General features: G+C 71.7%; 13 protein-coding genes. 5 read left to right on the forward strand and 8 right to left on the reverse strand.

Features of this window, described 5'->3' with window-relative positions; translation table 11 throughout:
* Positions 1-38: 38 nt before the first annotated feature.
* A complete protein-coding gene (locus tag OHT51_RS30155; RefSeq protein WP_328882056.1) occupies positions 39-1,028 on the forward strand; it encodes a small ribosomal subunit Rsm22 family protein in 990 nt (329 codons plus the stop codon).
* Here the strand turns inward: OHT51_RS30155 and OHT51_RS30160 are convergent.
* Positions 1,025-1,246 (reverse strand): DUF6243 family protein, encoded by a 222-nt coding sequence (locus OHT51_RS30160; protein ID WP_328882057.1) that lies wholly within the window; start codon positions 1,244-1,246, stop codon positions 1,025-1,027. The genes OHT51_RS30155 and OHT51_RS30160 overlap by 4 nt on opposite strands.
* Before the next feature lie 122 nt (positions 1,247-1,368).
* On the opposite strand from OHT51_RS30160, the gene OHT51_RS30165 reads away from it, so the two are divergent.
* Both OHT51_RS30165 and OHT51_RS30170 read left to right on the forward strand, forming a co-directional pair.
* A complete protein-coding gene (locus OHT51_RS30165) occupies positions 1,369-2,004 on the forward strand; it encodes a TetR/AcrR family transcriptional regulator (protein ID WP_328882058.1) in 636 nt (211 codons plus the stop codon).
* Between the two features lie 156 nt (positions 2,005-2,160).
* Complete coding sequence (locus OHT51_RS30170) at positions 2,161-2,889, forward strand: bifunctional DNA primase/polymerase (RefSeq protein ID WP_328882059.1); 729 nt, start codon at positions 2,161-2,163, stop codon at positions 2,887-2,889.
* A gap of 14 nt (positions 2,890-2,903) precedes the next feature.
* On the opposite strand, the gene OHT51_RS30175 is transcribed toward OHT51_RS30170, so the two are convergent.
* From OHT51_RS30175 to OHT51_RS30205, 7 genes are all read right to left on the reverse strand, one after another.
* Positions 2,904-3,896 carry a hypothetical protein gene (locus tag OHT51_RS30175; protein WP_328882060.1) on the reverse strand — a complete coding sequence of 331 codons (993 nt, stop codon included), beginning with the start codon at positions 3,894-3,896 and terminating at the stop codon, positions 2,904-2,906.
* Positions 3,856-4,728 (reverse strand): iron uptake transporter permease EfeU, encoded by an 873-nt coding sequence (gene efeU / locus OHT51_RS30180; RefSeq protein ID WP_328882061.1) that lies wholly within the window; start codon positions 4,726-4,728, stop codon positions 3,856-3,858. Before efeU ends, OHT51_RS30175 begins: the two co-directional genes overlap by 41 nt.
* A gap of 3 nt (positions 4,729-4,731) precedes the next feature.
* Entirely contained in the window at positions 4,732-5,991 is a 1,260-nt protein-coding gene (gene efeB / locus OHT51_RS30185) for an iron uptake transporter deferrochelatase/peroxidase subunit (protein WP_328882062.1), read from the reverse strand.
* Positions 5,992-6,001: 10 nt separating this feature from the next.
* Entirely contained in the window at positions 6,002-7,147 is a 1,146-nt protein-coding gene (gene efeO / locus OHT51_RS30190) for an iron uptake system protein EfeO (protein ID WP_328882063.1), read from the reverse strand.
* Between the two features lie 154 nt (positions 7,148-7,301).
* The gene (locus OHT51_RS30195) at positions 7,302-8,117 is read right to left on the reverse strand and encodes a heme ABC transporter ATP-binding protein (RefSeq protein WP_328882064.1); all 816 of its coding nucleotides are present in this window, start codon (positions 8,115-8,117) and stop codon (positions 7,302-7,304) included.
* Positions 8,118-8,252: 135 nt separating this feature from the next.
* Complete coding sequence (locus tag OHT51_RS30200) at positions 8,253-9,338, reverse strand: FecCD family ABC transporter permease (RefSeq protein ID WP_443052603.1); 1,086 nt, start codon at positions 9,336-9,338, stop codon at positions 8,253-8,255.
* Entirely contained in the window at positions 9,335-10,339 is a 1,005-nt protein-coding gene (locus OHT51_RS30205) for a heme/hemin ABC transporter substrate-binding protein (protein WP_328882065.1), read from the reverse strand. Before OHT51_RS30205 ends, OHT51_RS30200 begins: the two co-directional genes overlap by 4 nt.
* Positions 10,340-10,475: 136 nt before the next feature.
* Here OHT51_RS30205 and OHT51_RS30210 point away from each other — a divergent pair, with 136 nt between their 5' ends.
* Positions 10,476-11,903 (forward strand): HtaA domain-containing protein, encoded by a 1,428-nt coding sequence (locus OHT51_RS30210; RefSeq protein WP_328882066.1) that lies wholly within the window; start codon positions 10,476-10,478, stop codon positions 11,901-11,903.
* A 113-nt stretch (positions 11,904-12,016) separates the two neighbouring features.
* Positions 12,017-13,552 carry an HtaA domain-containing protein gene (locus OHT51_RS30215; protein ID WP_328882067.1) on the forward strand — a complete coding sequence of 512 codons (1,536 nt, stop codon included), beginning with the start codon at positions 12,017-12,019 and terminating at the stop codon, positions 13,550-13,552.
* Positions 13,553-13,560: the final 8 nt, after the last annotated feature.

Consider the following 13,560-nt stretch of genomic DNA (forward strand, 5'->3'; position numbering starts at 1 on the left):
CGCCCGCGCGCACGTCGCCGCCCCCATAGAATCGCCGGGTGAACGACCCAGCATCCCCGGCGGACGCCCTGCGCAGCAGCCTCGCCACCCTCCTCGACGGCCTCCCGCCCCGCCAGGCCGCGCAGGCCGTGGAGCGGCTGATCGCCAGCTACCGGGGCGCCACCCCCACCGACGCCCCCATCCTCCGCGACCGCGCCGACGTGGCGGCCTACGCCGCGTACCGGATGCCCGCGACCTTCGAGGCGGTCCACTCGGCGCTGGAGGCGTTCGCACAGGCCGTACCGGACTGGACCCCCGGCAGCCACACCGACGTCGGCGGCGGCACCGGCGCCGCGACCTGGGCCGTCACCGCGACCTGGCCGGGCGAGCGCAGCGTCACCGTGCTGGACTGGGCCGAGCCCGCCCTGCAGACCGGCAGGGAGATCGCAGCCGCCAACCCGGCGCTGCAACAAGCCCGTTGGCAGCGGGCCCGCATCGGCTCGGCCCTCACCCTCGACCCCACCGACCTCGTCACCGTCTCCTACGTCCTGAACGAGCTCACCGCCCCCGACCGCACCACCCTCGTCGACACCGTGGCGTCCGCCGCCCAGGCCGTCGTGATCGTCGAACCCGGCACCCCCGACGGCTACGCCCGCGTCATCGAGGCCCGCGACCGCCTGATCGGCGCCGGGTTCCACGTCGCCGCACCCTGCCCGCACAGCGCCGACTGCCCGATCGTCCCCGGCACGGACTGGTGCCATTTCTCGGCACGGGTCAGCCGCTCCTCCCTGCACCGCCAGATCAAGGGCGGCTCCCTCGCCTACGAGGACGAGAAGTTCAGCTACGTCGCCGCCACCCGCCTCCCGGTCACCCCGGCCCCCGCCCGGATCGTCCGCAAGCCGCAGATCCGCAAGGGCCAGGTCCTCCTCGACCTCTGCGAGACCGAACCGGCCCTGCGCCGCACCACGGTCACCAAGCGCCACGGCGACCTCTACAAGGCGGCCCGCGACGCGGACTGGGGCGACGCGTGGCCGCCGGCGGTCGACTAGGACGCCTGCTCGTTCTCCTGGGACACCTCCGCCCCCTCCTCGCGCGCCTCGTGGTCGGCGTTCTTCTCCTGGAACCTGCGCAGCAGCTCTTTCTTCTGCGCCTGAGGGTCGACCCCGCCGCCGATCCGGCCGTCGCGGCCGCCGCCGCGCAGTTCCGTGCGGCCGAGGTGCCGGCGGGTGCCGCCGACGCCCAGCATGTTTCCTCCGCCTCGGGCCATGGTGTGGCTCCTCTCCGCTTCCGTTCTCGCCATCCGCAGGGTGACGAGACGTTTCGTCTCGATTGCTTCCCTCTCAGGGTCCGGCGAGACGCTCCGTCTTGTCAACCTGTTAAATTCGAGCCATGGCAGCTCAAAAGTCCGCTCAGCCCGTCCCCAACAGCACCCGCCGGAGTGAGAAGTCCCGCCGGGCCATCTACGACGCCGCCCTCGCCCTCGTAGGGGAGGTCGGCTACCCCAGGACCACGATCGAGGGCATCGCCGCCCGCGCCGGTGTCGGCAAGCAGACGATCTACCGCTGGTGGTCGTCGAAGGCGGACGTCCTGCTGGAGGCCTTCCTCGACCTGAGTGAACAGGCGTCCCGGGACGCGGGCCCGGAGTACGAGTTCGCCATCCCGGACACCGGCGACCTCGCCGCCGACCTCAAGGCCGTGCTGCGCCTCACCGTCGACCAGCTCAAGGACCCCAGCTTCGAGATCCCGTCCCGTGCCCTGGCCGCCGAGGGCGTGGTCAACGAGGAGCTCGGACGGGTCTTCGTGGCCAAGCTCCTCGCGCCCTCGCTCCAGCTGTACGTCGACCGGGTGCGCGCCGCCCAGGAGGCCGGCCAGGTCCGCCAGGACGTCGATCCGCGCATCGCCCTCGAACTCTGGGTCTCCCCGCTCGCCCAGCGCTGGCTCCAGTACACGGGCCCGATCACGTACGAGTACACGGACACCCTGGTCGACTACGCCCTCCACGGCATCGCCCCGCGCACGCGGTAAGGGCGTGAATGACGCCGAAGCAGCGCATTGCTGATGATCCAGGTGCTGTGTACGCCTCGCCCCACCTGGCCCGGTTGTCCGCTACGGCCCCCCGAAGCGCACGATGGTGGGACCATAGGGCATGCTGTTCCGCACGACAGCGAGGCGAGGGGATAGATGAGCGCGGAGTTGGGCCGGACCGGCCTGCAGGGCAAACTCTCCCAGTGGCTGCGCGGACGCCGCCCCAAGGAGGCCGCCGGCGACGGTGGCCGGGAGGCCCTGCTGCTCGCCGCCGCGGCGGCGGGACTGCCGCTCGCGCCCGCCGCGCACCCGGCCGGCTACCGATGTTCCTGTGATCGCGTCGGCTGTCCCACGCCCGCCCGGCACCCGGTGTCCTTCGCCTGGCAGACGCAGTCCACCACCGACCGCGCCCAGATCGAGCGCTGGGCCCGCCACCAGCCGCAGGCCAACTTCATCACCGCCACCGGCATGGTGCACGACGTCATGGACGTCCCGGTCGAGGCCGGGCTGGAGGCCCTGGAGCGGCTGCTCGGCGCCGGCATCGAGGTCGGTCCCGTCGCCGAGAGCGACGACGGCCGCCTGCTGTTCTTCACCCTCACCCGCGGCACCCCCGAGGACGAGGACGAGTGGTGGCCCTGCGAGCTGGACTGCCACCCCGAGACCATGGACGAGCACCCGGGACTGCGCTGGCACTGCCGCGGCTCGTACGTCCTCGTACCGCCCGCGCAGCTGCCCGGTGACCAGTCCGTGCACTGGGTACGCGGCCTCGAACACCCGCTGCCCGACCCGCTCACCCTCCTGGAGACCCTCACCGACGCCTGCGCCCGCTACGTCGGCGAGGAGCCCGACCACGTCTCCGCGGCCTGGCCCCTGCGCCGCCACTGAGTCCCGGCGGCGCGCTACTCGCCCTTCGCCGAGGTCATCCCCTGGATCCGGCCGATGACCTTCACCTTTCCGGAGCCCTTCGGGTCCAGCGCCACATCGGTGGAGACGAACTCCATCGTCAGCGACTGCTTGATCTCGCCGTTCGTCAGCGCCAGCACGCCCTTGCCCGGCGTGGGGACGGCCGCACCCGTGTGGGCGGTCTCCTTCTCGTAGTGGCGCGTGGTGAAGAACACCAGCGCCCCGCCGTCCTTCGTGCGCAGCGCCAGCGGCTGGTAGTCGCCGCTCGTCAACGGCTCGTCGATGTACTGCCTGACCAGACCCGGACGCTCGGCCTTCTGCGACCGCTCGGTACGCCAGGCGCTGGTGTGGCGGCCGCTTGCGAAGGTGTCGCCGCCGTCCTTGAGGTAGGTCACGTAGTCCTTGCTCAAGTCCTCGGGCGCCACGGCCAGTTCGGTCGAGTTCGCGGGCACCGCCTCGGCCCAGCCGTCCTTGTCCGTCTTGAACTGCGGTACGTCATCGGGGGCCAGCAGCGTCAGATACGCCGCCTCCCACGGATCGGCCAGGCTGTCCCGGCTGAACACGAACACCCAGCGGGCGCTGCCGCCCTTGTTGGCGGCAGCGTCGGCCACGAACCAGCGCGGCCAGCCCGCCTTCTTCGGGATCGTGAACTTGGTGTCCGACAGCTCCAGCGGCGCGTGCGCCGCGTTGCCGTCGGGACTGACCGCCTTGCCCGCCTTCAGCCGCGCCTCGTCGATGGCGCCGAAGGCGCCGGTGACATGGTCGGCGTCCAGGGAACTGTCGTAGGCCTTGTCGGCCTTGTTGTACGCGGCTGTGAACTGCTGGAGGGCCTTGGCGGCCTCCGCCTTGGTGGCCGAGGGGAGCACTTCCTTCTCCCCGTGGACCACCACGCATCCGCTTGCCGTCAACGACAAAGCGGTCAGCGATGCCGCTATCAGTGCGCTCCGGTCAAGCCTGCGGAGCCTTCGAGGGCCGCGATCCCTGCTCATCAGGTGCCTTCACCTTCCCCTTCCCGGAGGCGAACCCTACCGGGGCGAGGAACAGCGCGAGTGTCGGGATCAGGTACAGCAGCCACACCGTGACCTGGAGGACGGTCGGGTCCGGCTGGAAGTTGAAGACGCCCTTCAGCAGGGTGCCGTACCAGCTGGACGGATCGATGGTGTCGCTGATGTCGAACGCCTTGTCGCTCAGGCCCGGCACCCAGCGCGCCTCCTGGAGGTCGTGGACACCGTACGCAAGGACGCCCGCCGCCACGACGACCAGCATGCCGCCCGTCCATGTGAAGAACTTGGCGAGGTTGATGCGCACGGCGCCGCGGTAGAAGAGCCAGCCCAGGACGACCGCCGTGGCGATGCCGAGGGCGACGCCGATCAGCGGCCGCGGGGTGCCGTCGCCGGCCGCGCGCACCGACGCCCACACGAACAGGGCCGTCTCCAGGCCCTCCCGGCCGACGGCCAGGAACGCGGTCGCGACCAGCGCGCCCGTGCCCATCTGCAGGGCCGCGTCCAGCTTGCCGTGCAGCTCGGCCTTGAGATGCCGGGCGGTGCGCCGCATCCAGAAGACCATCCACGTCACCAGGCCCACCGCGACGATCGACAGGGAGCCGCCGAGCGCCTCCTGTGCCTCGAACGTCAGCTCCTGCGAGCCGAATTCGAGCGCGCAGCCGAAGCCGAGCGCGATCGCGACCGCGACCCCGATGCCGATCCAGATGGGCTTCAGCGCGTCCCTACGGTCGGTCTTGACCAGGTACGCGATGAGGATGCAGACGACGAGGCTCGCTTCCAGTCCCTCGCGCAGGCCGATCAGGTAGTTGGAGAACACGGACTACGCCTCCTTGGAGAACAGCGTGCTGCCCCACCAGTCGTCCTTGTCGCGGACGCCGGGCGGGACCGCGAACAGCGCCGAACCCACGTGCTGGATGTACTCGTTGAGCGAGTCGGGGGCGAGGTTGCGCTGGATCCGGATGAACCCGGTGCGCGGGTCGCGCTGGTAGGCGAGGAAGAACAGGCCCGCGTCCAGGCGGCCGAGGCCGTCGGTGCCGTCGGTGAAGGAGTAGCCGCGGCGCAGGAGCGTCGCCCCGTCGTTGGAGTCGGGGTGCGCGAGCCGGACGTGCGCGTCGGGCAGCATCGCCTTCAGGAACGGCTCGTCGCGCTCCTTCGCCTTGCCGACCGGGGCGCCCTCGCCCTTGTCCCGGCCGATGATGTCCTCCTGCTCCTGGAGGGACGTGCGGTCCCAGGTCTCGATGTGCATCCGGATGCGGCGCGCGACGAGGTAGGAGCCGCCGCTGAGCCACGCGGGCCCCTCGGCGGGGTCCACCCACACGAACTTCTTCAGGCGGTCCGTCTCCGTCCCCGCGATGTTGCGGGTGCCGTCCTTGAAGCCCATGAGGTTGCGCGGGGTCTGCTCCTCGGGGGTCGTGGACGAGGTCTTCCCGAAGCCCAGCTGGGACCAGCGGATGACGACCTTGCCGAAGCCGATGCGGGCCAGGTTGCGGATCGCGTGCACGGCGACCTGCGGGTCGTCCGCGCAGGCCTGGATGCACAGGTCGCCGCCGCTGCGGTTCCGGTCCAGGTTGTCGCCGGCGAACTTCGGCAGCTCGACGAGGGCTTCGGGGCGGGCGTCCGCGATGCCGAAGCTCTCGCCGTACTTCTCGAAGAGCGACGGACCGAAGCCGATCGTCAGCGTCAGCCGCGACGGCTTCAGCCCGAGCGCCTCACCGGTGTCGTCCGGCGGCGCCTCGGCCAGACCGCCGAACCCGCCCTCGCCGACCGCCTGCCCGGCGGTCATCCGGCGTGCGGCGGCCGTCCAGTCCTTCAGCATCTGCACGAACTCGGCCCGGTCGTCGGTCTTCACGTCGAACGCGGCGAAGTGCAGCCGGTCCTGCACCGGGGTTGCGATACCGGCCTGGTGGTCACCGTGGAAGGCGACGGCACCGCCTGCCGCCGCGCCCACCGGTTCCACGTCGTTGCCGGTGCGCGTCATGGCCACGGCACCGCCGGCCGCGACGGCACCGAGCGCGAGCCCGGCACCGCCCCAGCCGATCAGGGAACGCCGGGAGGGAGTGCCTTCGGTCGATTCCGTCATGACGTTGTCCCTACTTCACGACGACGGCGGCGGCGAGCTTGGACAGCGGCTCCGCGAGGGCGTTGACGCCGTCCGACAGCTCCTTGCGGTCGGCCTTGCCGACCTTGTCGTACGAGGTGAAGTCGTACGACGCCTTGTCCGCCCGGTACTTGTCGAGCAGCGTGTCCAGCGCCGCGAACTGCTTGTCGAGCTCGGTGACCAGCGCCGGGTCGTTCTCCTGCGCGACCGGCTTCAGCAGCTCGTAGGCCTTCTCGGCGCCCTCGACGTTGGCCTTGAAGTCGACCAGGTCGGTGTGCGAGTAGCGCTCCTCCTCGCCGGTGACCTTGCCGGTGGCGACCTCGTCGAGGAGTTCCTTGGCGCCGTTGGCCATGGAGGTCGGGGTGATCTCGGCCTTGCCGACCCGCTTCTGCCAGTCCTTCAGGTCGGTGATCAGCTGGTCGGCGAGGGTGGTGTCCTCCGCCGTGAGCTTCTTGTCCTGCCAGAGGGACTTCTCCAGGCGGTGCCAGCCGGTCCACTTCTGGCCGTCCTCCAGGCCGTCCTCGCGGACGTCGACCTTCGGGTCGATGTCGCCGAAGGACTCCGCGACCGGCTCGGTGCGCTCCCAGCCGATGCGGGAGGGGGCGTAGGCCTTCTTCGCGGCCTCGACGTCGCCGACCTTGACCGCCTTGGCGAACGCCTCCGCCTTCGGCAGCGTCTCGTCGGCCTGCTCCTGCGCGTACTCGCGGTAGGCGGCGACGGCCTTGTCCAGCCGGGGGTCGCGCTTGGCGGCCGTGCCCTTGCCGGTGGCCTTGACGGTCTGCCGGATGCCGTCGCCCTTCATGCCGGGCTTGCAGGCGATGGTGTAGTCGCCCGCCTTCACCTCGGCGGTCACCGTCTGCTTGGTGCCGGGGCCTATGTTCTCGCGCTCGGTGACGATGCGGTCGTCCGGGAAGAGGATGTAGACCTCGGTGACCTTGGAACCCTTGTTCTCGATGGCGAGTTCGACGTGCCCGGCCGGGAACTCCTTCTTCGACACCTCGCACTTGTCGTCCGTCGCGGTCACGTTGACGACCCGGTCATCGCCCGCCGAGCTGCCCTTCTCGGTGCACCCCGTGACGGCGGTCAGGGCCGCCACGGTGGCGGCGGCGGTGACGACGGAGAGTCTGGCGGGTCGCATGAGGGCTCCAGTGGGTGGCCGAAAAGAGTGCACGACGGGGACGGGCCTCACGCGGAACGGGAAGGTGAGGCTCACCTAACGCACCTAAGGATCGCCGAATTGGCCAAAATCGCCCCCATGGGGAAGTCAAAGGAACGTCAAAGGTTGCCCGGCTTCAGCGTCGTGGAGTCACCAGGACCTCTCCCGTCCGCGGATGCGGGAGCACCTCCACCGGCTGGTCGTAGACCTCCGACAGCAGCCGGTCGGAGAACACCTCGGCGGGCGGCCCGTCCGCCGCGACCCGCCCGGCACGCAGGATCGCCACCCGGTGCGCGTAGGCCGCCGCGAGCCCCAGATCGTGCAGCACGACCACCACCGCGTCCCCGGCCCCCGCCCGCTCCCGGCACAACCGCAGCACCAGCTCCTGATGCTTGAGGTCCAGCGCCGCCGTCGGCTCGTCGAGCAGCAGCAACGGCGCACGCTGCGCCAGCACCCGCGCGAGCGCGACCCGGGCCCGCTCGCCACCACTGAGCGCGGAGAACGGCCGTACGGCGAACTCCGTCACCTCGGTGGCGGCCATGGCCTCGGCGACGGCACGGTCGTCCCCGTCGGGGTGCACGGCCGCCCAGGGGGCGCGGCCCATCCGGACGACCTCCTCGACCGCGAAGGGGAACGAGAGGGACGCCGACTGGGGAAGCACGGCACGGCGCAGGGCGAGTTCGGGCGCCGACCAGTCGCCCGCCGGGCGCCCGTCGATCCGTACGACACCCTCGGCGGCCGGAAGATCGGCGGCCAGCGCGCTCAACAGGGTGGACTTCCCGGCGCCGTTGGGCCCGACGAGAGCGAGGACCTCGCCGGCCCGGATGGTCACGGACACGCCGTGCAGGACGGGGCGGGTGCCGAGCCGGACGTGGAGGTTCTCGGCCTCGGCGAGGGTGTCGCCGGGTTGGGCGGGGGCGGGAGGGGTTGGACGGTGGCGGAGGAGTCTCATGAGGAGCCTTCGACGGAGGGTCAGGTGATATCGCGAGTGGGACCGACGTCCTTCAGGGGCGCGGGGCGGCATCGAGGTGCGGCTCCGCCGCGTGGGCGCGACCAGCCCCCACTGCCCGCAGTCGACATACGACCCCTAGGCCCACCCCCCTTGTCGCCGCCGCGTCCTGCGCAGCAACCAGAAGAAGAACGGGCTGCCGAGCAGCGCGGTCAAGACACCGAGCGGCAACTCCGCCGGCGCCGCAACCGTCCGCGCCGCGAGATCCGCCGCGAGCAGCACCACCGCCCCACCCAGCGCACTCCCCGGAATGAGAAACCGATGCCCCGGCCCCGCCGCCATCCGCAGCAGATGCGGCACGACAAGCCCGATGAACCCGATGACCCCGGAGACACTCACGGCGGCAGCGGTGAGCAGCGCGACGACCAGGATCAAGGCAACGCGCATCCGCTCCACGTCCACCCCCAGATGCCGCGCGGGCCGGTCGCCGAGCGCGAGCAGGTCCAGGCGGCGTGCGTACAGCGGTGCCGCCACCAGACCGACGACGGCACAGGGCAGGACCGCCGTCACCTTGGGCCAGGTGGACTGGGCGAGGGAGCCGAGCTGCCAGAAGGTGATCTGGTTCACCGCGGCGGTGTCCGCGAGGAAGATGAACAGGCCGATGAGCGCCCCGGCGAAGGCGTTGACCGCGATGCCCATGAGGATCAGGGTCACGACCTCCGTACGGCCGGCCGAGCGGGACATCGAGTACACCAGCAGCACGGTGCCGAGCCCGGCGACGAACGCCATCGCGGGCAGGGTCCAGTTGCCGAGGAAGGTCAGCCCGAGCGAGATGGACGCCACCGCCCCGACGGCCGCGCCCAGGGAGACGCCGATGGTGCTCGGCTCGGCGAGCGGGTTGCCGAACACGCCCTGCATCAGCGCTCCGGCGCAGCCCAGCGAGGCCCCGATGAGCAGCGCGAGCACGATCCGGGGGAAGCGCACGTTCCACAGCACGGACTCGGCGACCCGGTCCAACTCGCCGCCCCCGAGCCCGGCTTTGTGCTGCAGGGAGCCGAGGACGTCCCCGACCGGGATCGGGTAGGCGCCGATCCCGGCGGCGACCGGGACGAGCACGAGGAGGGCGACGCTCATGCCGACGGTCAGCAGCCACGCGGTGGGGTGCCGGCTGCGGAGCGGCCTTTCGGCCACCGCCTCGGGCGCGGCCTTCTCCAGCACGGTCATGCCGCGTCTCTCTTCTTGTAGAGCTGCTCCACGACCGACCTCAGCACCTGGTCGGTGCGCGGGCCGTAGCTCAGCAGTGCGCCGTCCTCGATCGAGACGACCCGGCGGTCCATCCCCGCCGGGGTCTCGGCGACGCCCGGGATCTTCACCAGTCCGTCGACGCCGCCGACGGATTCAAGTCCCTTGGACATCACGAGAATCGCGTCCGGCGCCGCCTTGATGAGGGCCTCGCTGGTGATGGCGGTGAAGTCCTTCTCCAGTCCCGACTCGGCCCCCGCGTCGACCGCGCCGGCCGCCTCGACGAGGGAACCGGCGCCGGAGTCCTTGCCGCCGATGAGGTAGACGGAGGCGGAGCCGCGCAGATAGAGGAAGGCGACCCGCGGCTTCTCGCTCTGCCCGGGAACTTCCTTGCGTACGGCGGCGATCCGTTCCTGCGACCGCTCGGCCAGCTGCCGGCCCGCGGACGGCACGCCGAGGGCGTCGGCGACGGCCTGGATGCGCGGGCCGACGTCGTCCAGGCCGTGGGCCGGGGCGACCACGAGGACCGGGATGCCCGCGGCGCGGATCTGGTCCATGGCCTCCTCGGGGCCGGTGGTGGTCTCGGCGAGCACCAGGTCCGGCTTGAGCGACAGGACGCTCTCCGCCGAGACGTCATGGCCCCGGGTGACGACGGGCAGCTTCGCCGCCTGTTCGAACGTGGCGGTGATGTCCCGGGCGACGACGCGGTCGCCGAGCCCGAGCGTGAAGACGATCTCGCTGAGGCTGCCGGAGAGGGGGACGAGGCGCCCGGCCTTCTCGACCGTCACCTTCTTGCCGTCGGCCGCGGAGACCGTGGCGGGAAGGCTCGGGGCCGGGGTGTTCTCCAGGGGCTCGACCCGGTTGGCGGTCGTCGTCGTGGTGGCCGACGTCTTCGCCGGGTCCGCTGCCGACGGGCCACCGCAGGCCGTCGCCGTGGTGAGGGCGAGCACCGCCAGCAGGGTGCCCGTCAGTCGTGTGCGCAAGGGTCGCACGGTCCGTCCGTTCCTCTCGGTATGCCGTTTCAGCTCGGTCACGGCCGCTTCAGCTGGCCAAAGCTTAGGTTAGCCTTACCTTCGTTCGCTACCGGTCGTCGTGTCCGTCGTCTCCGGAGGACCTCTCATGCCTGTCCGCCTACGTGTCCTGGTCGCCGTGCTCTGCGCGGTCGTCCTCGGAGCCCTGCTCCCGGTGACCGCCGCGTCCGCCGCGAGCCGCACCGTCCAGGGCGGGCGGCTCGACTGGGGCGTCAAAGCGTCCTTCCAGAGCTATGTCACCGGGCCCATCGCGAAGGGGAGTTACTCCCTGACCGGCGGCGCGGCCACCGTGGGCAGCGGCGGCTTCCGCTTCCACTCGGCCACGGGGACGTACGACGGCGACACCGGCGCCTTCACCGCGTCCTTCTCCGGCGGCGTCCACTTCGTCGGCCACAAGACGGGTGGCGGCACCTACCAGCTCGACCTCACCATCAGCCGGCCCACCGTCCGGATCTCCGGCGCCGGCGGCACGCTGTTCGTGGACGTCACCAGCAAGGCGAAGGGCACCGGGGCGGTCACGACGTCCTCGCAGGTGCCCTTCGCCTCCCTCTCCCTCGGCGGGATCGACATGAGGGGCGGCGGCAACACGGTCGCCCTCAACAACCTGCCCGCCACGCTCACCACGCAGGGCGCCAAGTCCTTCGCCGGGTACTACACCGCCGGGACCGCGCTCGACCCGGTGAGCCTGTCGGCGGACGTGCGGGCGGCGGCGACCAAGAAGCCGGCACCCTCGCCCACGCCGAGTGCCACCAAGTCCCCGGCGAAGAAGGAGACTTCCGGCGGCAAGCTCGTGGACGGCGCCGTCGACTGGGGTGTGCGCCGCACGTTCCGGGAGTACGTCACCGGGGACATCGCCAAGGGCGAGTGGACCCTGTCGTCCGGCGCCGAGGACGGTGGTGCGCTGTTCCGCTTCCCCGACGGGGAGGGGACGTTGAAGGACGGTGACCTCCGGGCGTCGTTCCAGGGCGCGGTCCGCTTCACCGGGGCACAGGGCCTCGACCTGAAACTGAGCGGCGTCCGTGCCACCGTCGCGGACGGCAAGGGCACGCTCCTCGCCGACGTCGCAGGCGCCGGCTTCACCGGCGACAAGGTCCCCCTGGTCACCTTCACGGCCAAGGACCTCAAGGCGAAGGACGGCCTGGCGAAGGTCACCGAGGCCCCCGCGAAGCTCACCGCCGAGGGCGCCAAGGCCTTCGGCGGGATGTACAAGGCGGGCACCGAGATGGACCCGGTGTCGCTGGCCGTCGCCACCACCGACGACGCCGAACTGCCCGCCCTGCCCGACCTGGGCAGCACCCCCACGGCGAGCGCGACGCCGGACAAGTCGTCGGCGTCCCCCGACCCGTCGGCCGAACCCGTCGCGAGCACCTCCGACGACGGCGGCGTCCCCGCCCTGCCCATCGGCCTCGCGGCCGGGTTCCTGCTGCTCGCGGGCGCGGCCTTCGCGTTCGTCACCGTACGCAGGCGCCGTACCCGGCCGGCTGGTGAAGCCGTCCCCCCGTCCGACGAGGACTGAACGTCCCAAGAGGACTTCCCCCCAAGCCCCGACCGCCGTGCCCGCGCCGCCCCTGTCCGCCGCGACGGACACCCGCCCACGGACTCCCACCCACCGCAAGGAGAACCCCGACCATGTCCGCCACTTCCCGCAGACGCCGTCCCGTCACCCTCGCCGCCGCTGTCGCCACCGCGGCCGCGCTGGGCGCCACCGCACTCGCCACCCTCGGCGCCGGCACCGCCTCGGCGGCCGAAGTCCCGCTCAGCGGCTACGAGTTGACATGGGGCATCAAGCAGTCGTACCGCACCTACGTGACCGGCATGGCGGCCGGCAGCTTCACCGCGAAGGACGGGGCCTCGCAGGCCGCCGGGAACGGCGCGTTCACCTTCACGGACGGCACCGGCACCTACGACTCCACGGCCCACACCGTCGACCTCGCCTTCAAGGGCGACCTCCAGATCGTCTCCAAGCTGCACGGCTTCGACATCGCCCTGTCCGACGTGCGGTTCGACAGCGCGGCCGCCGAGATCACCGCCGATGTCACCAAGTCCGGTACGACCGCGCAGGACGTGCCGCTCGCCGACGTCACCGTGACCCGGGCGATGACCGACATGGCGACCAAGCTGACGAAGGAGGCCGCGGACGTCTTCGGCAGCGCGAGCTACGAGGGCGCGGCGGGGGACCCGCTCACCGTCGTACAGAAGACGCCGCCCCAGTCGCCGACGCCCACGCCGACACCCACGGCCACCGCCACGCAGACCCCGAGCACGACCCCGACGCCGACCGCGACGGCCACGCAATCCCCGCCCCCGACCGCCACGGCGACCGGATCCGCCTCGCCGTCCACGAGCGCCGACCCCTCCGAGTCCGCCACCGAGGCGCCGGCCCAGGGCGACATAGCCGACGGCACGCTCGACTGGGGCGTCAAGCAGTCCTTCCGTTCGTACGTCGTGGGCAATGTGGCGAAGGGCGAGATCACGACGTCGGACGGCGCCTCGCAGGCCACCGGCAACGGGGTCTTCACCTTCGTCGACGCGACGGGGGAGTACGACGCCGACGCCGACGCCCTCTCCGCGAGCTTCGAGGGCGCCGTCACCTTCAAGGGCCACAAGGGCGAGGGCGAGAGCGGCGGGTACGGCCTCGACCTCACCCTGAACAACCTCCGCGCGACCCTCGACGAGGGCACCGGCGAACTCACCGCCGATGTCACCAGCGTCGGCGAGAAGACCGAGGACGTCGTCCTGGCCGACCTGAAGGCGAACGAGTCCGACCTGACCGCGCAGGACGACGTCATCACGGTCGACGACGTCAAGGCCACCCTCACCGAGGCCGGCGCGAAGGCCTTCGGCGGCTTCTACACCGCCGGCACCGAATTCGACCCGGTCGACCTGGCGGTGGCCCTGACGGCGGACGCGGACCTGCCCGGCGACGACGACGGCTCGACGGGGGGATCGACGGGCGGTTCCACGGGCGGTTCGACCGGCGGCTCCTCCGGCACGGCGGGTTCGACCACCGGCGGCACGGGCTCGACGACCGGCGGTGTGACGGGCGGCCTCGCCAACACCGGTTCGGACGTGCCGGTGGCGGCGCTGGGCACGGCCGCCGCGGTGACCGCAGCCGCGGGCGCGGCCGTGGTGTTCGCGATGCGCAGGCGGCGTACCGACGCGTAAGACTGTCC

The sequence above is a fragment of the Streptomyces sp. NBC_00299 genome, assembly GCF_036173045.1.
In the GTDB taxonomy this organism is placed as follows: domain Bacteria; phylum Actinomycetota; class Actinomycetes; order Streptomycetales; family Streptomycetaceae; genus Streptomyces; species Streptomyces machairae.

Excerpts from the sequence above, each read along its gene's own strand:
- OHT51_RS30215 (WP_328882067.1), top strand. The coding sequence starts at position 12,017 with ATGTCCGCCACTTCCCGCAGACGCCGTCCCGTCACCCTCGCCGCCGCT.
- efeO (WP_328882063.1), bottom strand. The coding sequence starts at position 7,147 with ATGCGACCCGCCAGACTCTCCGTCGTCACCGCCGCCGCCACCGTGGCG.
- efeB (WP_328882062.1), bottom strand. The coding sequence starts at position 5,991 with ATGACGGAATCGACCGAAGGCACTCCCTCCCGGCGTTCCCTGATCGGC.
- OHT51_RS30165 (WP_328882058.1), top strand. The coding sequence starts at position 1,369 with ATGGCAGCTCAAAAGTCCGCTCAGCCCGTCCCCAACAGCACCCGCCGG.
- OHT51_RS30160 (WP_328882057.1), bottom strand. The coding sequence starts at position 1,246 with ATGGCCCGAGGCGGAGGAAACATGCTGGGCGTCGGCGGCACCCGCCGG.
- OHT51_RS30175 (WP_328882060.1), bottom strand. The coding sequence starts at position 3,896 with ATGAGCAGGGATCGCGGCCCTCGAAGGCTCCGCAGGCTTGACCGGAGC.
- OHT51_RS30170 (WP_328882059.1), top strand. The coding sequence starts at position 2,161 with ATGAGCGCGGAGTTGGGCCGGACCGGCCTGCAGGGCAAACTCTCCCAG.
- OHT51_RS30210 (WP_328882066.1), top strand. The coding sequence starts at position 10,476 with ATGCCTGTCCGCCTACGTGTCCTGGTCGCCGTGCTCTGCGCGGTCGTC.
- OHT51_RS30200 (WP_443052603.1), bottom strand. The coding sequence starts at position 9,338 with ATGACCGTGCTGGAGAAGGCCGCGCCCGAGGCGGTGGCCGAAAGGCCG.
- OHT51_RS30195 (WP_328882064.1), bottom strand. The coding sequence starts at position 8,117 with ATGAGACTCCTCCGCCACCGTCCAACCCCTCCCGCCCCCGCCCAACCC.